At 56.3% G+C, this 26,075-nt stretch carries 23 protein-coding genes; 4 read left to right on the plus strand and 19 right to left on the minus strand.

The features are described 5' to 3' along the window. Window positions 1–123 precede the first annotated feature (123 nt). From I2F59_RS03840 to I2F59_RS03875, 8 genes are all read right to left on the minus strand, one after another. Complete coding sequence (locus tag I2F59_RS03840; protein WP_195503303.1) at window positions 124–1,128, minus strand: nucleoid-associated protein; 1,005 nt, start codon at window positions 1,126–1,128, stop codon at window positions 124–126. Between the two features lie 110 nt (window positions 1,129–1,238). Beyond that, window positions 1,239–2,399, minus strand: a complete 1,161-nt coding sequence (locus tag I2F59_RS03845; protein WP_195503304.1) for an Mbeg1-like protein — start codon at window positions 2,397–2,399, stop codon at window positions 1,239–1,241. A gap of 114 nt (window positions 2,400–2,513) precedes the next feature. Beyond that, on the minus strand, window positions 2,514–3,464 hold the full coding sequence (locus tag I2F59_RS03850) for an L-lactate dehydrogenase (protein WP_195503305.1): 951 nt from the start codon (window positions 3,462–3,464) through the stop codon (window positions 2,514–2,516). Between the two features lie 201 nt (window positions 3,465–3,665). After that, window positions 3,666–4,829 (minus strand): pyridoxal phosphate-dependent aminotransferase, encoded by a 1,164-nt coding sequence (locus I2F59_RS03855; protein WP_195503306.1) that lies wholly within the window; start codon window positions 4,827–4,829, stop codon window positions 3,666–3,668. 118 nt (window positions 4,830–4,947) lie between these two features. Then, window positions 4,948–6,948, minus strand: coding sequence for an NAD(+) synthase (locus I2F59_RS03860; RefSeq protein ID WP_195503307.1), 2,001 nt, complete (start codon window positions 6,946–6,948; stop codon window positions 4,948–4,950). Window positions 6,949–7,260: 312 nt separating this feature from the next. Then, entirely contained in the window at window positions 7,261–9,582 is a 2,322-nt protein-coding gene (locus tag I2F59_RS03865) for a B12-binding domain-containing radical SAM protein (protein WP_195245733.1), read from the minus strand. Window positions 9,583–9,589: 7 nt separating this feature from the next. Continuing rightward, window positions 9,590–10,774 (minus strand): MFS transporter, encoded by a 1,185-nt coding sequence (locus I2F59_RS03870; protein WP_195503308.1) that lies wholly within the window; start codon window positions 10,772–10,774, stop codon window positions 9,590–9,592. After that, complete coding sequence (locus tag I2F59_RS03875; RefSeq protein WP_055251466.1) at window positions 10,752–11,033, minus strand: DUF2087 domain-containing protein; 282 nt, start codon at window positions 11,031–11,033, stop codon at window positions 10,752–10,754. Before I2F59_RS03875 ends, I2F59_RS03870 begins: the two co-directional genes overlap by 23 nt. A gap of 494 nt (window positions 11,034–11,527) precedes the next feature. On the opposite strand from I2F59_RS03875, the gene I2F59_RS03880 reads away from it, so the two are divergent. Beyond that, window positions 11,528–12,481, plus strand: coding sequence for a hypothetical protein (locus I2F59_RS03880; protein WP_161144876.1), 954 nt, complete (start codon window positions 11,528–11,530; stop codon window positions 12,479–12,481). 138 nt (window positions 12,482–12,619) lie between these two features. Beyond that, window positions 12,620–13,966, plus strand: coding sequence for a hypothetical protein (locus I2F59_RS03885; protein ID WP_195503309.1), 1,347 nt, complete (start codon window positions 12,620–12,622; stop codon window positions 13,964–13,966). Window positions 13,967–14,026: 60 nt separating this feature from the next. Here the strand turns inward: I2F59_RS03885 and ettA are convergent, their stop codons facing one another. The 3 genes from ettA to I2F59_RS03900 all read right to left on the minus strand — a co-directional run bounded on the left by ettA (window position 14,027) and on the right by I2F59_RS03900 (window position 16,859). Beyond that, window positions 14,027–15,706 (minus strand): energy-dependent translational throttle protein EttA, encoded by a 1,680-nt coding sequence (ettA, locus tag I2F59_RS03890; protein ID WP_055251458.1) that lies wholly within the window; start codon window positions 15,704–15,706, stop codon window positions 14,027–14,029. Window positions 15,707–15,883: 177 nt separating this feature from the next. Continuing rightward, a complete protein-coding gene (locus I2F59_RS03895; protein ID WP_195503310.1) occupies window positions 15,884–16,588 on the minus strand; it encodes an SdpI family protein in 705 nt (234 codons plus the stop codon). Beyond that, window positions 16,581–16,859, minus strand: a complete 279-nt coding sequence (locus I2F59_RS03900) for an autorepressor SdpR family transcription factor (protein WP_022094448.1) — start codon at window positions 16,857–16,859, stop codon at window positions 16,581–16,583. The genes I2F59_RS03895 and I2F59_RS03900 overlap by 8 nt, the downstream gene beginning before the upstream one ends. Window positions 16,860–17,038: 179 nt before the next feature. On the opposite strand from I2F59_RS03900, the gene I2F59_RS03905 reads away from it, so the two are divergent. Together I2F59_RS03905 and I2F59_RS03910 are read left to right on the plus strand one after the other, a co-directional pair. Further along, window positions 17,039–17,830, plus strand: a complete 792-nt coding sequence (locus tag I2F59_RS03905; RefSeq protein ID WP_195503311.1) for a tRNA threonylcarbamoyladenosine dehydratase — start codon at window positions 17,039–17,041, stop codon at window positions 17,828–17,830. A gap of 14 nt (window positions 17,831–17,844) precedes the next feature. Beyond that, window positions 17,845–18,627 (plus strand): TatD family hydrolase, encoded by a 783-nt coding sequence (locus tag I2F59_RS03910; protein ID WP_195503312.1) that lies wholly within the window; start codon window positions 17,845–17,847, stop codon window positions 18,625–18,627. Window positions 18,628–18,706: 79 nt separating this feature from the next. Here the strand turns inward: I2F59_RS03910 and I2F59_RS03915 are convergent, their stop codons facing one another. The 8 genes from I2F59_RS03915 to I2F59_RS03950 all read right to left on the minus strand — a co-directional run bounded on the left by I2F59_RS03915 (window position 18,707) and on the right by I2F59_RS03950 (window position 26,075). Then, window positions 18,707–20,224 (minus strand): FGGY-family carbohydrate kinase, encoded by a 1,518-nt coding sequence (locus I2F59_RS03915; RefSeq protein WP_195503313.1) that lies wholly within the window; start codon window positions 20,222–20,224, stop codon window positions 18,707–18,709. Window positions 20,225–20,230: 6 nt separating this feature from the next. Further along, a complete protein-coding gene (locus tag I2F59_RS03920; RefSeq protein ID WP_229065328.1) occupies window positions 20,231–21,040 on the minus strand; it encodes a BtpA/SgcQ family protein in 810 nt (269 codons plus the stop codon). A 33-nt stretch (window positions 21,041–21,073) separates the two neighbouring features. Then, a complete protein-coding gene (locus I2F59_RS03925) occupies window positions 21,074–21,502 on the minus strand; it encodes a secondary thiamine-phosphate synthase enzyme YjbQ (RefSeq protein ID WP_006234356.1) in 429 nt (142 codons plus the stop codon). Between the two features lie 2 nt (window positions 21,503–21,504). After that, window positions 21,505–22,365 carry an amidohydrolase family protein gene (locus I2F59_RS03930; RefSeq protein ID WP_040358369.1) on the minus strand — a complete coding sequence of 287 codons (861 nt, stop codon included), beginning with the start codon at window positions 22,363–22,365 and terminating at the stop codon, window positions 21,505–21,507. Window positions 22,366–22,392: 27 nt separating this feature from the next. Continuing rightward, window positions 22,393–23,193 (minus strand): fructoselysine 6-kinase, encoded by an 801-nt coding sequence (frlD, locus tag I2F59_RS03935; protein ID WP_006234358.1) that lies wholly within the window; start codon window positions 23,191–23,193, stop codon window positions 22,393–22,395. A 121-nt stretch (window positions 23,194–23,314) separates the two neighbouring features. Then, on the minus strand, window positions 23,315–24,178 hold the full coding sequence (locus I2F59_RS03940; RefSeq protein WP_195503315.1) for a PfkB family carbohydrate kinase: 864 nt from the start codon (window positions 24,176–24,178) through the stop codon (window positions 23,315–23,317). 14 nt (window positions 24,179–24,192) lie between these two features. After that, window positions 24,193–25,161 (minus strand): SIS domain-containing protein, encoded by a 969-nt coding sequence (locus I2F59_RS03945; RefSeq protein ID WP_022094440.1) that lies wholly within the window; start codon window positions 25,159–25,161, stop codon window positions 24,193–24,195. Window positions 25,162–25,223: 62 nt separating this feature from the next. Further along, window positions 25,224–26,075, minus strand: a complete 852-nt coding sequence (locus I2F59_RS03950) for a sugar phosphate isomerase/epimerase family protein (RefSeq protein WP_195503316.1) — start codon at window positions 26,073–26,075, stop codon at window positions 25,224–25,226.

A 26,075-nucleotide genomic window follows, 5' to 3' on the forward strand; every position in this document is an offset into this window, starting at 1 on the left:
GGCGTGTTGGCACCACCAGCGTAGTGGCGGCGGGGAGGCACGGTGGCCATTATTCGGTGACCGGGATTGGTCAAAATCGTTTGACTATTAGCGGCTAAAATCGCCCGGCGCTAACAACGCAACTTATCGATTCTCGATGCTACCGATATTTTTGAGCTCGATGGAGATGAGGCCGTTAGGCTCATTGACGAACTCAATGTACTCGGAATTCGAACCCATCTCTGCCGGGAAGCTGATCTCGATGCCCGTATCGGTACGAATCTTGTGATTGCGCACCGCCGCGCGTTCGACCTGCTTGCGCTCCACGGGCACACGCTCAGGCACCTTCTCCTCGGTCAGTGCCGCGCGCACGCTCTCCTTGATGACCGGCTCGTCCTCAAAGACCTCGTCGACGATATCCCAAGGCGGCAGCTCCTCGTCATCCTCGACCTTCTCGGCCACAGCGGCCTTAACCTTTGCGAGCGCCACGGCCGTGTTGGCACCGTGCTCCCCGGCGACTTCCTCGACCACACGCGTCACGGTGTCGATGACCTCCTTGCCCGATACGCCCGTGTCGCACTGCAGCAGGCCATCGGGGATAAGCATACGGTCCTCGCCGGCGATCTTGCGTTTCTTGTCCACATAGCCGATCTCCATGGTGCTCGCGCGCACGATGGCATAGCTCGGCACCTTTTGCGAGGGGTTCGGCAGAATGGCGTAGTGGCGCGCGATGTCGTTGCGCACCTCCCCTTCCTCGCGGCCCACTTCGTGCATAAAGGCCTGCTTGGAGCCCAGCAGCATCACGGCAAACCAGCGGGCATCCTCATCGTCGTCAAAATCAGCCACGAGCACGTCGGTGGACTCAGCTTTCTCGGCCTTGGTGAGTTCGGAAGAGATGAACTCCGCAATCTGCTGCGACAGGTCCACGAACTCACGCTCACCAAAGAAATAGCTCTTGAGCTCGCCGCCGAATGCGGAGTTCTCGGCAAACGTGGCACGCTTGTTATCGGCCGAAGTGCGCGCGCGACGCAGATGTGTGGTCACGAAGTTGCGGACGGTACGGCTCTCGATATCGAGCTCGCGCTGGCTCATGACGTTGACGGCAGAGTCAAAGTCCAGGATATGCAGAATCGCGTGATTGATTTTCATATACGGCATTCCGTTCTAGATCGATTTCGGCACGAATCAGTATAGCGGTCGAGCCCGCCCCAGGCGCTTCGAAGATTGGTGCATCGGGGACAGGTTGCTTGCACCAATGGTTAGCGCAGGAGCTCGGACTGCCAAGCCTCGAGCTGTTCTGCCAAACTCTTGCCGGCAGCGGGCACGTCGATCTGGGGTCGTTTGGGCAGCAGCGCACACTTAAGAATCGCAACGATGGTCTGCGAGACAAAGCGTCGTGTATCCTCGTCAAAGCCTTGCGCAGCCTGGAGCATCACGGGCAGGCTCTCGCGCAGATTCCCAGCGATATCCGCAAACCGCTCAGCACCCGTAGCCTCAAACACGGAGAACAACGCATCTACAAAACGCTCGCGTTCGCTAGGCGACACTGCAAGCAGCATCTCACGAATGGAACCATCAACGTATCGAGCACCGGCAGACAGGCGCTCACAGTACACGAAGTCGTGACCATCAACCACCCAGCTAAAGGGATTGTGCTGCAGCAGGCTGAACTCGGTGCTCTCAACGATGGCATAGTCCTCCTGTGTCTCGAACATCATGCCAAAGATCGACGACCGAGGTAGCGTCTTGTCGATTCGACCGGAAAGATCGGCAAAGGCGTCGCCGTTCAGAAACTCCTCGACGAAGCCCGGGCCATCATGGGAATACGCCCGTTCGATTCGTTCACGGGCAACATCGGAGCACATCGCTGCACCGTACACCGCAAGGTTTCCACCCTTGGAATGACCCCCGCACAAAAGCGGCCCGCCAATCGCATCCGCCGCCTCGTCCACATAACGTGCCGCGGATTCCTGGGCCGGCACAGGACACCGGAACGCCATGTTAAAGTCTTCTTTCCAGCCCACAATCGTACTATCGGTCCCCCGGAAGGAAAGATAACTAAACCCCGCCGGAAACCGGAACGCCATGGCTGCAAACTGCTCCGTCGCCACCATATCGCTCACAGCACGATAGCCGCAAACGTGCACGCCACGGTAGCGAGGACTTGCTGCCACGGCCTCCAACAAGGCCCTGCTCCCCTCCGGGTCCCACAAGTCGTCAATCATGTCCCGGTAGCACTCGGCACGCAGCAGCTCGCGTACGTCTAGGCCCTGCCAGTTCGTCAGCTCCGCCATATCACCCGGCAAACGCAAATAGGACAACCACGCAAAGACGAGGCTATCCACCGCGCAGAACGGCCGCTCCTCAAACGGATCAAACGCCGTCTGGGCATAGGTCAAAAAATTAGGCGAATCCGACATGGCCCTCCCATCAACTATGGTGCATTGGGGTCAGGTTACTTTGCACCAAAAAGGCGCCCGGACCGTGTGGGCCCGGACGCCTTCATTGTAGCTTTTCGCTCTAGCGAGCTTGATTTAGCAGGAGAAATCGACGCTGTCGATGATGCCCTTGAGGGCCTTGGCGGAGACGGTGAGCTCATGCTGCTCGTCGTCGTTCAGCGGCACGGGGACGCGGCAGACAACGCCGTCGCGGCCAACGACGGTCGGCATGGAGATGGCAAGATCGGACAGGCCATACTCGCCCACCATGAGCGAAGAGACGGGCAGAACGGTCTGCTCATCGCGCATGACGGCGGTGCAGATGCGCTTGACGGCCATGGCGACGCCATAGTAGGTGGCGTGCTTCTTCTCGATGATGGTGTAGGCGGAGTTCTTGACGTCCTCGGCGATGCGCTTCTCGGCAGCCTCATGCTCCAGGTGGCCGTGAAGCTCACAGAAGGTGTTCAGCGGAACACCGGCAACCTGAGCGCTGGACCAAGCGACAAACTCGGAGTCGCCGTGCTCGCCCATGACATAGGCCTGGACATCGCGCGGGTCAACCTCGACGTGGGCACCAAGCATCTGCTGCAGGCGACCGGTGTCGAGCACGGTGCCGGAACCGATGACGTGGCCCTCGGGCAGGCCGGACATCTTGATGGCGGCGTAGGTCAGAACATCGACCGGGTTGGAGACGATGAGCAGAATGCCGTCGAAGCCGGACTTCTTAATCTCGGGGATAATGGACTTAAAGATGCTGACGTTCTTGTTGACCAGGTCCAGGCGGGTCTCACCGGGCTTCTGGGCAGCGCCAGCAGTGACGACGATCATGGCGGCGTCGGCGACATCGGAATAATCGCCGGCGTAGATCTTCATCGGCTCGGCAAACGTCATGCCGTGCGCGATATCCAGGGCCTCACCCTCGGCACGGTTCTTGTCCACGTCGATGAGGACCATCTCGGAGAACAGACTACTCTGCATCAGTGCGAACGCCGAAGACGAACCGACGAAACCGCAGCCGACAATAGCGACCTTCTTCTCGTTAACCATTAGAAACTCCCATCTCTCTCCACAAACAAGCCGCCCGGGAACGACCCGAGCGGCTTGTCGTAATCCCAATACATCCAATCGGGACTTTGATTATGCCCCTATTCGCAGCCAAAAATCGACCGTTTACCGAAATTGTTTGCAGTATTCGTAAAATAACTGCGCGAAATCGGTTTCGAGCTATTGACGAGTCGAAATAGGTTTCTAATACAGGCCCGCCTCGCGAATGGCCTCGACAGCCAAAGCGATCTGATCGGGCGGCAGGACCAGCGCCATGCGCACGTGTCCCTCGCCCGAAGGACCAAAACTCGCGCCCGGCGTCACCACAACGCCGGCCTTCTCCATGAGCTCCTCGCAAAACGCCATGGAATCGGTGCGACCACCGGGAAGCTTGGCCCACACAAACATAGAGCCATGCGCGTTGGGACGCTCCCAGCCCAGACCCTCAAGACCATCGCACAGGGCATCGCGGCGCTCCTGGTACTTCAGACGCTGCGCCTCGACCTCATCGCGCGGGCCATTAAGGCACGCGATGGCGGCCTTCTGGATCGGGAAGAACATGCCAAAGTCAATCTGGCTGCGCAGCTTGGCGAAGGCCGAGACCACATCCTCGCGACCGACCAAAAAGCCGATACGCGCACCGGTGACGTTAAACGACTTGGAGAGCGAGAAGAACTCAACGCCCACCTCGAGCGCGCCGGGATACTGCAAGAAGCTGCCGCCCGGCTCGCCGTCGAACACGATGTCGGAGTATGCGTTGTCGTGAACGATGAGCAGGTCGTGCTCGCGGGCGAAAGTGATGATCTCCTCGTAGATCTCGGGCGTGCCCACCGAGCCGACCGGGTTCGCGGGCAGCGACACGATCATATACTTGGCACGATCGGCCACCTCGGGATCGATACCCGCCACATAGGGCAGGTAATTATGCTCGGCAACCAGCGGATAGTATTCGAGCTTGGCATCGGCGATCTTGGCACCCGCCTCAAAGACCGGGTAGCACGGATCGGGAACCAGAATGGTGTCACCCGGATCGAGCAGGGCCAGGCCCAAATGGCCCACGCCCTCCTGCGTGCCGTTGCACGACTGCACCATAGACGGCGTAATGCCCGAAACGCCAAAGCGACGCTCATAGTAATCGCACACGGCTTGCTTGAGTTCGGGCAGGTCGCGCAGGGCATACTTCCACATCTCGGGATCTTGGGCTGCCTGCGTGAGCGCCTCGACCACGTGGTCGTACGGCTTAAAGTCGGGCGTGCCCACGCTCATGTTGTAAATGGTCTTGCCCTGAGCCTTCAGCGCGAGAAGCTTGTTGTTGAGCGAAGCGAAGACCTCCGCGCCAAAGCGGTCGAGACGCTGCGATGCCTGCATGGTGCCACCTTTCGATATAAAAAACGCGGCGCTCCGACAAGAGCGCCGCGCGATACGGGCCATCAGATTGCAAAAGTGTAACGCTTGCAACCCCCGCATTGGTTCAATTTAGCCAACCTTAGTCAATTGGATTGAGCGCGTCGATCTGCGCAAGCCACAAACGCGAACTGGCGTCACTCGGCATACGCCAATCGCCGCGCGGGCTGAGCGTCACCGAGCCCACCTTGGGACCATCGGGCAGGCAGCTGCGCTTAAACTGCTGGGCAAAGAAGCGACGATAGAACGTACGCAGCCACGTGTGGACGGTCTTGGCGTCGTAGACACCCTCGAAACTCTTGAGCGCCATGCGGTAGATCTTGCCCGGCTCAAAGCCAAAACGCAGCAGGTAGTAGAGGAAGTAGTCGTGCAACTCGTACGGGCCCACCAAATCCTCAGTCTTCTGCGCAATCTCGCCGTCGCCCGTGGGCGGCAGAAGCTCGGGAGATACCGGCGTATCGAGGATATCGAGCAAGACCTCGGCAATACGCCCGCCAAAGACATCAGCCGCATAGCGCACCAGATGGCGCACAAGCGTCTTGGGCACGCTCGCATTGACGGCATACATGCTCATGTGGTCTCCGTTATAGGTAGCCCAGCCGAGCGCCAGCTCCGACAGATCGCCCGTACCGATGACAAAACCGCCAGCCTGGTTGGCCAGATCCATCAGAATCTGCGTGCGCTCGCGGGCCTGGCTGTTCTCGTAAGTCACGTCCTGCACGGCAGGATCGTGCTCAATGTCCTTGAAGTGCTGCTCCACGGCCGCGTGGATCGAAACCTCGCGGAAGCTCACACCCAGGTCGCGGGCGAGCGACTCGGCATTCGACTTGGTGCGATGCGTCGTGCCAAAGCCGGGCATGGACACGGCCGTGATACCGGTGCGCGGCAGCCCCAGCGCATCAAAGGCGCGCACGGTCACAAGCAGTGCCAACGTGGAGTCCAGGCCGCCCGAAAGACCGATGACGGCCGCCTTGGTACCCGTATGGGCAAGGCGGGTCTTGAGGCCGGCGGTCTGCAGGTCGAGGATGGTCTCGCAACGCTCGGCCAGGTCGCCATGGTCGGCCGGCACAAAGGGCGCACGGGGGAAGACACGGTCGATGTCGCAGGCGTTGCGCAGGACGGGAGCCTCGGAGAGTGTGCTCTCAAAAGAGAACTCAACGGTCGTGGCCTCCGGCGCATCGTCCGCGCGCGCCCACGTCGTCGAGCGGCGGCGCTCGGCAACCAGACGGTCAAGATCGATATCGGCGACGGCCATATCGCAGGTAAGCAGTTTGGTGGCGGCGAGCTTGGAGCCATTTTCGTAGATAAGGTTCTCGCCCGCAAAGACCATATCGGTCGTGGACTCGCCCTCGCTCGCATCCGCATAGGCATAGGCGCAGTACAGGCGTGCGCTTTGGTTAGAGATAAGGCTGCGGCGATAGTCTGCCTTGCCGATGATCTCGTCGGAAGCAGAGGGATTAAGGATCACCGTAGCGCCGGCAAGCGCCATCTCGGTCGAAGGGGGTGCCGGCACCCACAGGTCCTCGCAGATCTCAACGCCCAGCACCATATCCTCGGCACCTTCATCACAGCAGCGGTAGACAAGCCCCGAACCCAGCGGAACCGGACCCTGACCGGCAAACTCGACCCACACGGGATCTGCGGGCGCCGGAGCAAACCAGCGGCGCTCGTAGAACTCGCCATAGTTGGGCAGATACTTCTTGGCCGTGAGGCCCAAAAGCTCGCCCGCGCAGCACACGGCGGCGCAGTTGTAGATATTCTCGGCAACTGCAACGGGAAGACCGATAGTAAAGACAATCGGCAGCTCACGAGTCTCATCGAGGATATGCACCAAAGCAGCCTCGCAGGCATGCAGTAATGTGCGGTTATGGAACAGATCGGCCGCGGTATAGCCGCACAAGTTGAGCTCGGGCAGTACCAGCGCGCGAACGCCGCGCTCAACAGCCGCGCGAACAGCCGCTAACGCAACCTCGGCATTGCCCTCGACATCGGCCACGCGAATCTGCGGCGACGCCGCCGCCACACGCAAAAAGCCATCGTTCTTATTAGCCGAAACGCAGCATTGCCTTGTTGATCTGGACACTGGAGGCCCCTTCTACCCTGAGATTCAGTCTAACGGACGTTCACATATCTCTAACTAGCCAAAGCAACCTCCCAGTTTACTGAGAGGCCAACCTGTGCTAAAAGCATGTATTTCAAAAATATCTTTAATTAAAAAAGGAGAAATCGATAATCGACTTCTCCTTTAAGCGAGGCGAGTAAATTCCGAAACTAATGGCAGAATTTATCCATGTAGTCCTCAAAGTCGAACACTTCCACCACGACGCCCTCTTCCTGAAACTCTTTCAGTTGCTCCAAGAGATCTTTGTTAATAACGTCCATGCAGAAACCTCCTCTATCTAATCAATTGTAGTATATCTGCTTTCATGCAATTATCAACCAACTTGTTTAATTGCTCCTCGTTTGCCGATAGTCCCTCTTTTTTCAAAATGTCGCGCACCTCGTTCTTAGTAATCGGCTTTTCAAACAACGAAAGCAAAGCGAACGAAAAATCATTAACCGCACACATTCTATGGGTGGCACAACTCAGCAGTACTCTTAACCCCTCTTTTGAGCGTCCGACTTCTTTCACAAACGAACTTTTAACCAATTGAAAACCATTATCGTGCATTACATAATCGGCATCGATATTTGTATTCAGCAATCCATAATGCAACAGTTCTTCTATCGCCCTTGTCAGCTCGAGGTCGCCCTGATCAAGGATAAGAGAAATGCTACAATCGGCCTCCAATAAACGGGCCAACTTAAGGTATACCAACTGGGAAACAGCATAGACATGATGGTATTCAGAATTATAGAAGTAGGCAAATGGCTCAACGAGCACGACAGAGGTCTTGGAATCCAGCCAGATTCGATCAGCTGGATTTAGACTAGTTAGCCGTCGCTTTACTTTGGTCAAATGTCCCTTATACCTGACAGCGTGAATAGAATCTAGGATCCAGGTCACCTCTGAAATATGAAGCCGCTGGGGCAAGTCAATTGTGTCGCTACCGTTTATGACCTCTTGCATATAAAAATCAATATGATGCTCATCAGATAAGGATTTTGCTTCATTTAAAGTTAAACCAGTGCCTGAAACATAATCCACTTCGAGGCGCAAATCCTCATATTGGGACTTCGGCATTACAGAGACACCATACTTATCGGGATGATTCCAAACATCCGACCCCATAACGAGACCAAAATTCGTAAATCCTCTCGTGGAATATGGAACACCACATACCTGTTTTGAATAATTCAAAACATTCTCTGTATAAGCTAAGGTGTTCAGAGCCTCTTCTTTAGTTTCGGTCGGGAAGCCAATCATAAAGAATAGATGAACAGGAATACCCGCATTGAGACAATCATGGATATTGCGATCAATCCAATCAACTCTCGTGTTCTTCTTCATTAGATCAAGAACTCTTTGGTTGTATGACTCGAGGCCAAACTGAATCTGCCTACATCCACTTTGGTATATCTTGTTGAAAACGTCTGTACTTAGGGTTGGAGAGAACCTCGTTTCTCCATGCCAGAAAAACGTTTTTCCCGATGCGTTTATTTCATCCGCGAGTTGCTCCATTCTTTTGCCTTCGAATGTTTCATCCACAAAAGAGAAAACTCTCGTGCCGTATTTTTCATTTAACCGACACATTATTTCAAATACTCTCGATATAGGCATCTTTCGGTAACAACCACCGGTAGCACCGGGAATGGTGCAGAAGGCGCAATGATTAAAACACTGCCTAGAGGAATAAACCGGCAATATTAACTCAGGCATGAAGTATTTAGAAAGGGCGAAGCCATCGAAATCGGGAACTGTATCGTTGATAAATGTTTGCTCAATCCGATGGTTTTTATATATCTTTCCACCTTTAGCATGGCAAAGGTTTGGAACACAGTCGAGATTGTCATCACCGGAGTCAAGAGCCTCAAGAAGACGTGCAAGCGGCTCTTCGCCGTCATACATCATTATCGAATCAATGTATTCAAAAAAGGGATGCCATTCTTTCATGCAGTCATCTGCTAAACGAGTAATGTAATTGCCGCCCAATGAGACGTGTTTAACAGATGGACATTCTTCTTTAATCAGTTTCGCTAACGTAACTGCAGAAATCAATTGGAAACAGCCGCTCACCGAAATCCCAATAAACTCAATTTTTTCCCTCTGAATACGCTTAAGAAAGGCAGTTTCATAGAAGGAAATAAACGGATTATGCAAGGTATCCGCAAGCGATTTCATTATTTCTGGTGTCGAATAATAATCATAGGGCAGATCTATGGAGTTGAACGTGTATTTAACTCCATACGAGACGTGATTTATGATATAGAGTGCATTTCTAAAAATGTTTTCAGCATATTGTCTTTCTTTTAGATTAAAGTATCTCTTCGATCTGAAAATATCTTTTGCCTCGTCAACATTAAGTGCTGACTTTTGTATCAACTCGATTGTTAATTGAACATTCGAACTAAACGAATCCTTTGATTCCCGATACCTTTTACAGCACTCTTCGACATGTCTAAAAGATAGGAGGTCATCGTAAAATTCCACGTTTAAGTCAACAATGTCAACTTTATATTGTTCAACCTCTTGAAGATATGACTTCAAAACAGGCAAGGCAAGATACGGCCCCACTGGACTCCATCCTGGGGGAAATACTAAAAGCGTTTTAGGCATATCAACGTCACATCTTTCGCAAATAATTCAATTGAAACGCAGCTACCATCATAATTGAAAATACACCAAGTCCTGTAACGAGAATTGAGAACATCGCGGTGCTCGTGAACAGCGAAACAAGGAGTGTTGAAATAACAACAGCAACCGATTGCAAAGACTCCCTAATTGAAAACAGGCTTATCGATTCAGATTCGTCTCTCGCCAAATCCTGCAGCGATGTTATGAGAAGCACATCTTGAATGGCGTTTCCGGCACCGACGATAAAAAGGAAAATAAACGATATCCCAGACGCATAACGATAGCCAAACGCCAGATACGCACCGAGCGCAAGATACGTCACAAAACAATATGATTTAACGCAATCGGAACCACTAATTAAACGACCATATATTGTATTTCCGAACAACAGTCCGATTGTAAGACTACTCTGAAGGAATCCATATTGTATCGATGACGAGTCAAATTGCAATTGCGCTATAGCTGGCAAAAGAGAATTCAGAGAGCCGAATGCCACGCCACTAGAAATATCGATTAATAGGAAACCAATTGCCAAGTGCTTCGCGCTAAGATCACTAAATGCAGTCCTGTTTTTTTCATTTTTGCTTATCCCCTCTTTATCATTAACCTCGATAACCGACGGAACATCTCGCAGCAACCAGAACGACGCGGCAAAAGAAAGCGCGTCTAATGCAAGAACAGCCTCCGCCCCAAATTGAGCGACAACAAAACCGCCGGCAACTGGCCCCAGAACCATCATCAAATTCTGCAGAAACCCAAACGAATTATTAATTACGTCGCGATTGATACTATTCGTATTGGCTCTTAACAACGAGTAAAAGCAGGGCATTTCAACCGTTCGGCAAAGCGATACCGCGCACGTAATAGCAAACATACTCCATTTACTATCAACAAAAATATAGCAAACGAATAATCCCGCGCGAATTAAGTCTGCCAATCTCATGGCCTGCAGTGTCCCGATACCCATCTTCTGAGGCAGCTGCGCGAGCGAAACTGAAAACAGAGAGGGGGCAAATCTGCAGCAGACCATCAAAGCAGTTGCAGAAACATCGTGAGTTACCTCGTAAATCAGCATTGGCAAAGCAATATTCGCACACCAATTGCCTATTTCGCTTATCCCTCTAGCAATATATAGGACCCGAACCGGATGGCTAGCTCTCAATACCGTGAACATCACGATTAACCTCGTATTTCAGGCCTCGTTCATCCCTTAATAGGAATCCATAATCAACCAAGTACCGCCTCAACACGGCATAATCAGGATAGAGCTGTGACAGCACACGATTAACCTGAAGCTCCGTATAACTTGTATTTAATTCAAAGAAAGAGACGGCCCATAGCAGCATGATTCTTTTATAGCTTTCCTTTTTTGGAATTGAAACCAGCTCGCCATTCTTGAGAAATCGTTTTTTAAAGTCTATTAGCTCATCCATTCACATCCTCCATTTCATACGCATCTAATACTAAAAATGCATACGCTTTAGGTCATCGCATTCGGCTTCTTTATTCGAACTAAACTCGAACTAATCTAAATGATTTGCTCAAACACTCTTCGAAAGCTCGTTTTTCACTCTGAGTAAAATGCCCTTCCCAGTCAGTCCACGAACAGGAAGGCAACTCACAGCGAGCGGAGTCGAAGCCCTCTGCCGTCGGTCGTTCAAAATGCACGACAACCTTTTCGATATCCTCATCTGCAATCAGGTCAGAATGAACGACCTCGGTACCGTCTTCGAATGTCATATACGGGTACATCACGTAAACCACCTCGCAATCGTAAATCCAGTTTAGCATCAAGCTATTGCACCAAAGACAGCAAGCCCCCCTTGATGAGTTGATGGTATCTGTTAAATGTCACGTACGATTCACATCTGGTGGGTACCCTGATGGCTACACGAAACGAAGCAGATTTACACCGGGAGGACCCCGTATGACAACCAAGTACACCGACGCGCCGCGCACGCGCGTCATGACGCCGGCATCGCTCAACAACGGCGTGCACGAGAACCATTCCATCGGACAGACCATGGCCATCGCGCCCAAAAAGGGCCTGTTTGACGACATTTCCATTCCCCAAATCATCGCCGGCGCCGCAGCTGCCGCCACGAGCGTCGCGCTTGCCTCCAAGATCGGTATCGCCGGATCGGTGATCGGTGCCGCCGTGAGCTCGGTCATCACCGTTGTGTCCTCGCAGGTCTACCGCCACTTTATCTCTGCCAGCGCCGAAGCCCTCAAAGGTACGCACGCCACCGTCGACTACCCCGCCGGCGCCTATGAACCCGTTGAATTAAATGCCGAGGAGCACTTAGGCGGCGCCGCGACTACCCAGGAGATGCGCCAGATTGCAGGGCGCGCGACCACGGCGCGCGTCGCCCCCGACAGCCTGCGCGCCAAGGCGGCGGCAGAGCGCAGCCAGACGCAAAAGAAGGTCATCATCTTCTCGATCGCCATCGCCATCGTCGCGGTTATCGCCTGCACCGCTGCCATCCTTATCACCACCGCCGGTGAGGGTCTGGGCGAGCGTCCCGAGCCGATTCTGTCGTCACGCACGACCGAGCACGACGCGGACAGCACTGGTCAATCGCAAAGCCAGCAGGACGACTCGCAGGGCACCTCCGCATCCACCGACTCGTCCTCGAACACCCCCGATCAGTCGCAGGGCGCCGATTCTTCTGTGAACAACAACGGTACGCAATCCGGCACAACCGACTCAAGCCAAACGACTGACGGCTCTCAACCGAGCACGGGCGACCAGACGAGCGACACCACGTCGGGAACGGGCTCAGCAGACAGCAGCAACACCAGCAACTCGAACAGCTCGAGTGGAACCGCGTCCGGCACGGCATCTGACAGCTCGAGCCAAGGCACGGCATCGGGCAACTAAGCACGTTTGCCCCTCATAGATAATCGACCTGTATAACGGGCGCGAACCGGCAACGGTCGCGCCCGTTTGCCTTGGGCGCCGAGGTAGCAAGCCCCGCGCGATGGTAAGATGCTTTGGTGTGTAAAGAGGAGATTTGCCATGAGCAAGACAATAGTTAAGCCCACGCTATCGCTGGGCAACCACATCTATCTGTATCGTCTGCTGCGTGATGCGATTGGGTGCGGCAAGCAAACGTTTATGACGCAGGTCGAGGAGGCGCTCGCTGCTGGTGACATGGCCGCTTATGACCTGGGCTTCGAGTCCACGCGCGAGCTGCTCGAGGAGCTCGACGACTGCATAAGGCTGACCGTCTTTAAGGGCGGTCGCCTGTATGCCACGCTCATCGCCAACGAGGCCTGGGATGCCGCCCTTGCCAAGGGCGAGGACAAGCCCAAGGCTGCCAAGGGTGCCAAGCAGTCCTACAAAAAGAAAAAGCGCGGCGAGAAGGACCTCAAGGCCGTGCGCCCCAAGCACGTTAAGCGCGCCGAGCCCGAGCCCGTGGCCGAAGTCGCTCCGGAGCCCGAGCCCGAGGCAGAGATCGAAGTCGCTATTGAGGTAACGGCAGAAGCCGACACCGAAATCACCGCCACGACCGATCCCGAAGTCATATCCGAGCAGGAAGCCACTGCGGAGCTCAACGAAGCTCCCAAGTCGACAACCGAAGAAGCCGCTGACCAGCCCGAAACGCCTGCGTTCCAAAACAGCGATGTCTTTGGCGACGAGACCGAGGACGATCAGCCCGACGAGCCCGACGATCAAGGCGCTACCGAGTCGGCGCCGGAGCCCGAGACGCCGCAGCCCGCCATCTCGCTCACGGTCGTCTATGACCCCGAGAACGCAAACGCCGGCATCACCACCATGGCATCCACGCCCATCGAGGCAAAGTCGAGCGTCGAGAACGAGAACGCGACGCAGGTTGAGGTTGAAACCGCAGTTGCAGACGCGCCCGTCACCGTGAAGCCCGCAGATTCCACAACCAAGCCGAAGACGACGCCGGAGCCCGCAGATTCCACGATCAAGCCGGAAGCGACGCCGGAGCCCGCACCCGTCATCGAATCCGTGCCCGCCGCTGTTTGCGACCAAATTCCCGCACCGGCACCGTCTCCGGCCCCCGCTGCAGCACCGGCCCCCGCACCCGCAGCACCGACCATCCCCAAGGACTTCCCCATCGATTTCGCAACCGAGGTCTTCTGCCCCGGCCCGCTTCTGCACGAGCTATCGACCTATCTCCCCTACGGCGCCGACACGCTCGGTATCGTCGGCGAGTACTACTGGATCGCCCGCGAGCGCGGTACCATCGAGGCCGCGCGAAACCGCGCAAGCTTCCCCCTGCACTACACGCAGGCCGGCGAGCGCCACGAAGTCACCGTGCGCATCCGCCGCAACACCACCGGCGGCCTCGGAGCCGCCTGGACCATCGATAAAGTCGAGCCTTCTACCAAGTAACAAAAAGGGACGATAACCTTGGGGTTATCGTCCCTTTCTCGTTAGGTCACCTGAGCTCGACTAATCGCGCGTGAGCTTGCGGTGGATACGATGCGGCTGGGCTGCGTCCTCGCCAAGGCGCTCGATGCGGTTGGCCTGATAGGCCTCGAAGTTGCCCTCAAACCAATACCAGTTGCCCGGATTCTCGTCGGTGCCCTCCCACGCCAGAATGTGCGTGGCGACGCGGTCCAGGAACATACGGTCGTGGCTAATGACCACCGAGCAGCCCGGGAACTCGAGCAGTGCCGCTTCGAGCGAGGACAGCGTCTCGACGTCGAGGTCGTTCGTGGGCTCGTCGAGGAGCAGCAGGTTTCCGCCCTGCTTGAGCGTGAGCGCCAGGTTCAGACGGTTGCGCTCGCCACCGGAGAGTACGCCGGCGCGCTTCTGCTGGTCCTGGCCCTTAAAGCCAAAGCTCGCCACATAAGCACGGCTCGGAACCTCGGTCTCGCCGACCATCATGTGGTCCAGGCCGTCCGAGACGACCTCCCACAGGTTCTTATCGGGGTCGATGCCAGAACGGTTCTGATCGACATAGGAGATCTTGACGGTCTCGCCCACCTCGAGCTCGCCCGAAGTCAGCGGCTCCAGGCCCACGATGGTCTTGAACAGCGTGGTCTTGCCCACACCGTTGGGGCCGATGACGCCCACAATACCGTTGCGCGGCAGGGTGAACGATAGGTCGTCGATGAGCACACGGCCATCGAACTCCTTGTGCAGGTGATGAGCCTCGAGCACCTTGTTGCCCAGACGCGGGCCCACGGGGATGCGGATGTCGGTCCAGTCGAGCTTCTGGCTTGCGCGGGCCTCGGCCTCCATCTCCTCATAGCGAGCCAGACGGGCCTTGTTCTTGGCCTGGCGAGCCTTGGGCGAGCTGCGTACCCACTCGAGCTCGGCCTCCATGCGCTTGGCGAGCTTGGCGTCGCGGTTGCCCTGCGCCTCGATACGGGCGGCCTTGGTCTCCAGATACGTGGAGTAGTTGCCCTTGTAGGGATAAAGGTGACCGCGGTCTACCTCGCAGATCCACTCGGCAACGTTATCCAGGAAGTAGCGATCGTGCGTGACGGCAAGCACCGCGCCCTGGTAGTTGTGCAGGAAGTGCTCGAGCCACAGGATCGATTCGGCGTCCAGGTGGTTCGTGGGCTCGTCGAGCAGCAGCAGGTCGGGAGCCTCGAGCAGCAGCTTGCACAGGGCCACGCGACGGCGCTCGCCGCCGGAAAGCACGTTGACCGGCATGTCGGAATCGGGCAGCTGCAGGGCGTCCATGGCCTGGCCGAGCTTGGAATCGATATCCCAGCCGTCGGCGGCGTCGATCTCGTCCTGGAGCTTGCCCATCTCGGCCATGAGGGCGTCCATGTCGCAATCCGGGTCGCACATCTCCTCGCCGATCTTGTTGAAGCGATCGACCTTGGCAATCATGTCGCCAAACGCCATGCGCACGTTCTCGATGACGGTCTTGTCATCGTCGAGCGGCGGCTCCTGCTGCAGGATGCCCACGGTGTAGCCGGGAGTGAGCCTGGCATCGCCGTTGGAGACCTCCTCGATGCCGGCCATAATCTTGAGCAGGGTCGACTTGCCCATACCGTTGGGGCCCACGACGCCGATCTTGGCACCGGGGTAGAAGCTCAGGGTCACGTCGTCAAGGATCACCTTGTCGCCATGGGCCTTGCGAGCCTGATACATCTGATAAATGAACTCCGCCACTGTCATTTCTCCTTATCTAGCTGCGGAAATCTTCTCCCCCTCTCCGTTTTGGAAAAAGCGGAGAGGCAGTTCGCGCGTTCTAATAAAAAGGGGCATGGTTGCCCACACCCCCTAATACTACCTGGGAAAAGTCCCCCGGAACATACTATGAACTGCGTACGCTAGTTTTCCGCAACCTTAACGAGCGGCTCGCTGCGATTTGCGCCACAACAGATACGAGTAGACGTAGACGGCTCCAACCGAACCAAACGCCAGAACCGCAATCACCGCGGCGACGACTTCACTCGAAAGCACGCTGCCTGCCACGCCCATCACAATCAGGCCAATACCCAGCACCATAAAGCAGGCGCCGCCAAAACGCTGCGTACGGCGCCAGTTCTCGGGATCGGCAAGCGCCCAGGGTGTCTTGATACCGAGCGTATAGTTCTGCTTCACACGCGGCAAGTAGTTGCCTACGCCGATGAACAGCAAACCGACAACACCGGAAATCAGCACGTTGACCGAACCGACCGCCGGCACCACGCCCCAGACCGTAAGCTCTCCCAGCCAGCTTATGGCGCACATGAACAAGGTGAAGGCGATTACGAAGCCCTGGTAGAACTTGCCCGAGGTTCGATATGCCTCACCTTTGGGGTCGATGCGCGGCACCACGCAGAACATTGCGAGAAGCGCCAGAGGCAGCGCGCCGAGCGCGGAGGCCATCCAGCTAGGACCCCAACCGTCGACGGCGCCGTTCGCGCCCCAGTGCGTGGGAATCTGCGCAGGCAAGCTCGGCATCACCATGAGGTGCGCTACGACATTGGCGGCGCACAGAGCGACCAGCGCAATCCACACGCGCGACGATACCCCCGTGGGGTGAATGCCCTTGTTTTCGTTATTCATCCTTATCACCTTCAGTGTTTGTAAAGCCCATAAACCAGCCAATTAAATCCTGCATGACGGTGGTGTTTAAGCTGTATACGATGTTTTGGCCATGGCGCTCGTCGGTCACCAACCCGGCATTTTTGAGCGTCGCCAAGTGATGGCTTAGCGACGGCTTACTGATATCGAAATGCTCGGCAAGCTCCCCCGCCGTGCAATTGCCCTCGCGCAGCAACTCCAAAATGCGCCGTCGCGTTGGATCGGCAAGCGCCTTAAAACCCTCTCCCGGCATAAGACCTCCTCTCATCATCTCTCATGACGCGCACACTATACTCGATATTTAGATGTTTGTCTAACTGTCTAATCGCAATGCTTCAAACCACATCAAAGCAAACGCCATCGCAACCTATGGGCGATTACCTATAATGGCGATAGCTAAAACACGACCTGCTTCCCCATCGGAGGATATTTATGACCGAAACCGCAGCCCCCATCGAGACACGCGACACCAAGCTCGAGATCATCATGGGCCGCGAGGCACTCGATAAGCTCGCCAACGCCACGGTGCTGGTGCTCGGCTGCGGAGGCGTGGGCTCCAACTGCTGCGAGGCACTCGCCCGCGGCGGCATCGGTCACTTCGTCATTCTGGACAAGGACATCATCGCGCCCAGCAATATCAATCGCCAGGCCATCGCATTTCACAGCACCATCGGCAAGCGCAAGGTCGACGTTATGGAGGCCATGATCAAAAACATCAATCCTGCCGCCACCGTCATCAAGCGTACCGAATACCTGCTAAGCGACAACATCGACGAATTCTTCGCAAGCGTTTTGGAGCAGACAGGCGGCAAGCTCGATTACGTCATCGACGCCATCGACACCATCTCGGCCAAGCTCACCATTGCCAAATATGCTCAGGACCACGACATTCGTTTGGTTAGCTCCATGGGCGGGGCCAACAAGCTCCATCCCGAGTGTCTCCGCTTTGCCGACATCTTCGATACGGTACGTGACCCTATGAGCCGCATTATGCGCAAAGAATGTAAGAAGCGCGGAATCAAGAGCCTGCACGTGCTGTTTAGCTGCGAGGAATCGGTTAAGACACAGCCCCGCGACCCTTCCAACATCCACGAGCGTACCGAGCTCGGAACCGCCAGTTTTATGCCGCCCATCATGGGTCAGATGATTGCCGGCGAGGTTATCCGCCAGATCAGCGGCCGCGGCACCGAACGTGTACGCTCCGATGGCCAGCGCCTGGACTAGCGGAACGCGCCGAGATGGAGCCCCGGTTATTTGATGCACACTGCCATCTTGATTTGATGGCATACCCGAATGCTGTTGCCGACGAAACTGCGGCTATAGGACTGGGGGTCTTTGATTGCGGGGTCGACCCACGCGACTTCGCGGCAGCAAAAAAGCGTGCCAGCCGCTACCCAAACATTATCGCGGGCGTCGGCCTCCATCCCTGGTGGCTCGCCGACGGCCGCTGCGGTCCTGCCGAAGTCAATCTGCTTTGCGAAGTTGCCGCCCAAGAGCACTACATCGGCGAAGTCGGACTCGACTTTTCCGCGCGCTTTGCTGGAAGTGAGCCGCTACAAATACAGGCACTTAACCGGCTCTGCGATGCGCTCGTGCAGCATCCTCTTACCGGGCGCGTGATATCAATTCACGCCGTTCGTTCGGCAGGAGCCGTACTGGACGTCCTCGAATCGCATGGACTACTCATCCCAAACCCCGACTCCCCCGTTATCATCTTCCACTGGTTTAGCGGTACTTCGGACGAACTCGTCCGCGCGCGTAATGCGGGCTGTTATTTTTCCGTCAACGAACGCATGCTCGCGACCAAGCGCGGTCGCGAATACGCACGACAGATTCCACTCGATCGTTTACTGCTCGAAACCGATGCGCCGGCGGAGGCAAACACAGAAACAAGCGCGCAGTCGCTCATCAGATCGCTCGCAAGGACCTCGATGCGCATTGCCTCACTCAAAAACTGTGACGCAAAGCGCATCGAGTCGGTAGTTTTAGCAAATGCGCACGCTGTTTTTGACCTTCGCTAACCCCTGTGGGCAAAAATGCCAAGGGTCATGCGAATCGCACAACGCAGTCCCTATTGGTAGGCAGTACAGTTCGGCAGCATTACACCAATTCGTGCATGAGATCACAGTTGCGTGCATACAATTCGTCAAAGATATGACGACGCGACGCATATAACTCGTGGGCAGCCATATCGGGCTCGATTGTTTGCGCAACGCCAAGGACTCGGGCGAGTTCATCCCATGATGCATAAGCGCCACCTGCGAGAGCTGCCATGATGGCATCACCGAAGCATGCGCCCACCGTAACCTTGGCAACCGAGACCTCGCGCCCGCATACGTCGGCGATAGCCTGCATCCAAACTGGATTCTTGGTTCCACCTCCGACAAGCATAATGCGCCCAATTGGCAGTCCATGCTCTCGCTCGATAATGTCGACATGGGATGCAACGGTATACGCGACGCCTTCCAAGGCGGCGCGAACCATATGGGCTCGCGTATGCCTTCCGGTCAGGCCAAAGAAGACGCCACGCGCCTCGGGATCGTTGAGCGGAGTACGCTCCCCCGCAAAGTACGGCAGACACAGGAGCCCATCGGCACCCGGCGCCACGTCGGCGGCATCATGCGCCATAACCGAATAGGCATCGGGACCACCGTGGCCCTCGGCCTCTACGGCGTCGCGATACAGCTCTTGGCGCAGCCACGATGTGAGTGCGCCCGCCGTATTGGTCCCCGCGCAAATCCCGTAAGTTCCGGGAATGATAAACGTCCCCGGCCACAGGCGGGCATCATCGATCATATGATCAGCTAGGTAGATGAAATACGCCGTACTCCCCAACTGAACCATCATATCGCCGGGACGGAATACACCCGTCGAAATGGCCTCGGCACCAGAGTCGCCCGTTCCCACTAAGACAGGTGTCCCTGCCGCGAGCCCCGTCGCCTCAGCCGCACGCTGCGTAATCACCCCGGCAATATCGGTAGCCGACATCACCTCCGCCATCTGGTCAGGCCGGCAGAAACGAGCACATTCCCGAGCATCAACCTTCCAGGTGTAGCGGTCGTATAGGGGAAGAAAATCCTCCGCTAAATAACGGTCCACCGTAAAACGCCCCGTCAACTTTGCGCACAGAAACGATGACGCCGTCAGGAACTTCGCGGCACGTTCGTGCACCTCGGGCATATTCTCCTTAAACCACAAGATCTTGGGAGCAATATCTGACGAACAGGGATCATGCCCGAAAAGCTCGCGTGCGCGATCTGACCCATATTCGGAAAGGAGCTCGTCAATCTGCGGCTTCGAACGTGCATCGACTCCATACAAAATCGCGGGCGCCAGCGCGTTGCACTCGGTATCGACTGGCACACAGTCGCAACCCAATGCGGAAAGGCCCACGCATCCGATCTGTGCCGCGTTAACCCCCGATCGCGCCACCAGCTCGCGCGACAAGCGGCAAAAATCGCCCCACCAAACTGCCTCCGCATCATGCTGGTACCATCCATCACACGGGTTGTCCGTCTCGTGTCCACAAGAAGCTTGGCAAACGATGTTGCATCGATCATCGATTAAAACGCCTTTAGAGGCGCTTGTCCCAATATCAATACCCAGATAGAGCGCCATAGGTGCCTACTCCCCTCGCGCCGTACGAGCGGCAGCCATAAAACGAGCTACCCGCTCAACATCGACCGGGGCATCCAGCTTTCCGTCGCACTTTAAGCACGTGCCGACAAACGCACCATCGTAGTGAGCGAATACGTCAGCCACGGTATTTTCGCGACAACCGGTGCCACATACCACAGGTACTTCGCCAACACGCTCGCGGACTTCATCGGCAAGCTCGCCCGAAGCGCCACGACCGGCAGCCGAACCGCCGATGACCATTGCATCCGGAAGGCAATTAAAGAGAAGTGAATCGGCAATGTCCGCAGTCGTGCGGTCGTTGAGATAAACCTCCCCCTCGCTCGTGATGAAGTGAAAAAGCTTGAGGTCATCCAGGCGCAGCGCCGCCTTGCGACGCATGGTGTGCGCGAAATCTCGATTAATCAGCCCGAGATCACCGGCCCAGGCACCGCAAAAATTGCAGCGCGTGAACTGCGCATCGACAGCAGCGCACAGCTCGATTGTGGCATCACCGTCGTAAATAGCCTCGGCTCCCCAAGGGGTCGACAGATCATGGGACAGAGCTCCGATTACATAGCCCATCGATGCAAGGGTTGAGGGAGAAACGTGCTGCTCATAGGGCATCGAGAGCTCATTGGTAATCAAAATGCCATCGACACCGCCCTGTTGCAACGCCTCGAGATCGCGCTTGGCGGCTTCCACGACCTGCGACACGCTTCCACCCGGGTAATACAGTGGGTCGCCCGGCAGAGGACGCAGGTGCAGCATTCCGATAACCGGCTTTTCGGTCTTGAACATCGAAGTTAGAAACGACATAGCGTGCTCCTTCATAGGGTTATTGCAGGGACGTTACTCCCCCAGCACCTCGACGTACACTTTTCGCTTCTGCGGACCGTCAAACTCCGCAAGATAGATGTTCTGGGCACTTCCGCACACGATGTGGCCATCTTGGACGGGAAAGAAGCAACTGTTCCCACAAATCATGCTCTTGATATGCCCACAGGAGTTGTTGCCGGTGGCTCCATAGCTCGGCAGGAAGTGTGCATGTGCATAGGGGGCATCGAGTGGGGCGATGCGATCAAGCGTTTCCATAAGATCCGTCTCCACGCAGGGCAGCCCCTCGTTTACCACGATTCCACAGGTCGTATGCGACAAAATAATCGCTGCCAAGCCATTGGTCACCGAGCTGCGTTCGATGGCAGCGTGCACGTCTTCGGTAATATCGATGAACTGGTCCGGAGCAGTCGATAGATAGCTCAATGTTTCGAGCGTCACCATGTTTACTCATCCCCTTCAAGAAAACGCAGGGCATTACCCCAGTAGAGCCTTTCTCGCGCATCATCGCGCATGGACACGGTATCGAGCGCCCGCTTGAGTTTGAACGCACGGAAACGCGGCGTATTGCTGGCGAACATCACTTGATGCGATAGCGCGCGCTCATACCACAGCGGCCCCATATCGACCGTGAAAAGACGCTGCATCATCTCCTCGGGCGAATCGATGTAAGTGATAGAGGTGTCCGTGTAGCAGTTGGGATACTTGAGCAGCATCGCCACGGTCTCGCGCACCCAGGGCCAGCCAAAGTGGGTCAAACTAAAACGCACATTTGGATGCGTTGCGATTGTGTGCTCAAATGCAAGCGGGTTACTGCGCGAGAGCTCTGCGCCCGGCTCCCAAGACATACCGGCATGGAAAACCACCGGCTTGTTATAGCGCTCGCACAGCTCGTAAAGCGGCTCAGCCACAGCATCATCGGGGTCAAAACCCTGCTTTGCCGGATGCAGACAAAGCCCCTTTGCCCCCAGCTCGGTAAAGGCGCGCTCCAATTCGCCTGCGGCACTGCTCACCCGCGGATCTACGCTCGCAAATCCCCACAGACGATCGGGATGCGCGGCAACCAGCATGGCAATCTGGTCATTGGTGCCAAAATGCCCTCCGCATGCCGTGGTTACATCGAGCGGCATGAGCAAGCTCTTCTGCACATCGCAGACGTCCATCTCAACTTGAAGCTCGTCCCAATCCATGGGACCCATATGCCCCATACCAAATTCTCGTGACCAAAAACCGAATCCATCAGGCTCATCACCCGGCGTACAGATCTCGCCGTAGAGCATGGGCTGAACCAACATGTCGATAACCATTTCGTACTCCTTTCCAGGCATTTGACCCTAGTACGGCTCAAACGAACCAATCACTCGGGACGACAGCTCAGCGCCCGCCTTCATACACGCCGGAATATCAAGGCCATCGATCACGCCCTTGGTAAACCCGGCAATATACGAGTCGCCGGCACCCACGGTATTAACGACCTTCTCCGCCGGTACAATCCCGCACTCATAGAAGCGCTCACCGTCATAGGCAATGCTTCCCTTCTCGCCAAGCGTGGCAACCGCAACGCGCGGTCCCAATTCCTGCACGTGGCGTACCCAGTCTCGTAGCTCCGGAGTGTCCTCTTCAAACGACATAAATGCGTAGTCAACGTAGGGAAAATGATTCTCACATGCATATTCGGGATCCTGGCTGAACACCGAGAAGTCCATAACCACCGTCTTGCCCGCATCGTGCCATTCGGGCAGGAGGTCCAAACAATTGCCAAACAGGTCGGTATGAATGATGTCATGCTCTAGGATAAACGCCCGGTCATCTTCATTCGGTCGATATGTCTCCATTACGCCATCGATTGCCTCGAGATGCACGCGATCGACGCCGTCTTTCAATGCCATGAGCATCACCGAGGTGTCGCCATCCTCCACCCGCAGATGTGAGATATCGAGCCCCTCAGCGGCCAGCGCCTCTCTCATCTTGTCTCCGTACTCGTCCTTGCCGACAACCGACACGGCGGATACCGAAACGCCCATTCGTGCAAGATGGATACCCCAGTCAATGCCATTACCAGTCGGATAGAACACGCCGATGTTTTGATAGACGTCCGCACAGCAAAAACCAGCCGCGCACGCTTTAATACCCATGGTCTTCTCCAATGTTCAAAAGGGGACCCACCACATGGCGAGCCCCCTTTTCGCGTTTCGCTTATTGTTTTGCATCGGCTGTCCAAGGCCTCATAGCCAGACCGCCGTACGCTTTCTTAAGCTATTCGACGATTGGCGCTCCGTGGCCCCAAGAACCTTCCATACCGCACACGGTCGAGGCAAACCCGGCAGCAAAGTCGAGCGCGCGCTCGATGGCCTCGGCGCCATCCTCACCACGCTTGGCGGAATCGAGATAGCACATCAAAAACGAGGTGAGGAACGAGTCGCCCGCCCCCATGGTGTCCTTCATGTCCGTTACCGGTTTAGCCAGCTGGCGGTAATAGCGCTCGCCGTCGTAAGCAATGCAGCCCTCGGCGCCCGCCGTAGCCGACACAAAACGCGGACCCTGGCCCTTCACCCATGCCAGACGTTCGCGAATCTCGTCCTCACTCGCGGCATCCGCCGCACTAAAGAAAGCGAAATCGACGTAGGGCGCAATCTGCTCGTAGTACTCGTCGGTGGAGTCGTCCGAAAAGTCAAAAGAGACCGTGACGCCCGCAGCCTTCAGCTTGGGCAGCTCGCGCTCGGTAAAGCAATAGTTGCCCGAATGAACCACATCGAACTGCTTCATGTACGAAAGGTCAAAGCGATCGAGGACATAGCGCGCATCGCCACGGATACCGCCCTCGTTGGAGCCGAGGAAGACACGGTCACCGTCAACGACGGTCACGCGAGCCGCTCCGTTCTCGCCAATCATCTGCTCGCACTTGTCAAGCTCGATACCCTCATCCTCGAGACTTGCAATGACATGCTCGGCAGCGGCGTCATTGCCAAAAATGCCCATGTATGCAGAACGTGCGGCACCGCATTTCTTGGCATAAACGGCGAAGTTCACCGCATTGCCGCCAGGATACATGGTGTGGATATGCTCGTAGCGATCGACGACGTTGTCGCCAAATCCGAGCGCGTTAACGTTAAATGCCATGGCCTTTGCCCCTTCTAGTACTCGACAACACCCATATAGCGACGGAAATCGGGATCGTGATCAAACACCTTGCCGCGTGCAGCACGCAGCTCGCAGTTCATGGCGTAGAACAGCACCGGGTCCAGATAGGCACGGACGCTCGCCGGCACGGCTTCCATACCGTACTCCTTGGCATCGAGCACCATCAGCGTATCGGTATGCGTCTTAAGGAACGCCAGGGCGCGCTCGTCCATGGCACGGCACTCGCTGGAGCCCATCTGCAGGAAGTAAAAAACGCCATCCTGAGTAGCCTCGAAGGGGCCATGGAAGTACTCGGCAGAGTGGATGTAGCTGCAGTGCTGCCACTGCATCTCCATAAGAGAGCAGATAGCGAAACCGTAGGTCTGGCTAAAGTTGGGACCGCTGCCCAGAATGTAGAAGAACTCGTGCTCCTGGCAAAGCTTGGCAAAACGATCGCCCAGCTCGGCATTTACCTTCTCGCGTGCCGGGGGAAGAATCTTATCCATCTCGGCGATACCGGCATACATATCGGCAAGATCGGCGTAGCCCTCCTGCTGATCGAGCAGCTCGGCCGCAAGCGACAGCGAAATGCCAGCGGGGACCTCGGCCTGCGGCACGCCCTCGCCCCACGGGTAGACCCACGTGGTCCACTTGCCGGAGTCAATCTTGGATCCAGCGTTGTCGGTCTGGGCGATCACCGTAGCGCCGGCAGCAAGGGCAATCTCGCAGCCCTCGACGACCTCGGGGGTGTTGCCGCTGTGGCTACAAGCGATGACCAGGGACTTCTCGCCCAGACGACGCGGACGCATGATATCGAACTCGCGAGCCGTATAGATATACGAAGTGAAGGTGGTTGCCTCGCGCTGCAGAAGCTCATGAGCCGGGATCAAATCGATCATGGAGCCACCGCAAGCAATCCAGTAGACGCTGTCGAACTTGCCCTTCTCGGCAATTGCCTCTTTGATCAGATCGTGTGCGTTCATATCCAGTTCCTTTCTTGTTTGGCCCGCAATCAATGACGTTGGTTGCGTGGCCGATGGTTTTTTTAGTCAATCAGATATTTCTCGAATGCGGCCATGTTCTTGGCATCTGCCGCCGCCGGATCATCGTAGTAACGACCGTCCGTGATTTCCTGGCCCAGCATGCCGTCGAAACCATGGGCGTTGAGCGTGGCGACGAAGGCGTCCATATCGTGCTTGCCATCGCCCCACACCAGATGGCCATACGGGTCACCGTCGATAAAGTGCATCTCGTGAATTGCCCCATCACCAAAGGCGGCAAACCAGTCCTCGAGCGTCTCGCCTGCAACGCCCATCGCGGTTGTATCAACCATGGGCTGTAAGTACGGGCTCGCGACCTCGTCAATCATGCGCTTCGCATCGGAAACCGTCGTCACAAGGTTGCTCTCCTCGGGACGCAGGCTTTCCATCGTAAGCACCAGACCGTGCTCGCCGGCATACTCCGCCAGAATGGACAAGTGCTCGCGGCTGCGCTTCCAGGCTTCCTCGCGGTCCTCGTCCCAGTCGCCCCAGCCCGAGTTGATGGACATGCGGTCGCACCCAAGTACCTCGGCAAGCTCAATGCCGTGCTTAAAGTACGCCAGGCTGCGCTGCTCATGCAGCGGTTTGCGTGCGCAATACTGCCAAGGATAGACAACATTCTCGGGGCACAGAGTACGATACCTAAGCCCACGGTCTGCAGCCTTTTTCGCCAGGACCTCAGCCTCAAAATAGCCCGTGTGGTCGAGCGTCACATGCGGCTCTGCACACCACAGCTCAATGGACTCAAAGCCCAAGCGCTGCTGCACATCAAGGAAGTAATCGAGCGACCACATGATGTAGTGGATATTCATGCCCGCAATCTGTTCGCGGTGCAGCGTCGGTTTGGATTCAGACAT

Origin of the sequence: Collinsella aerofaciens, assembly GCF_015556945.1 — a bacterium.
Lineage (GTDB): Bacteria > Actinomycetota > Coriobacteriia > Coriobacteriales > Coriobacteriaceae > Collinsella > Collinsella aerofaciens_AO.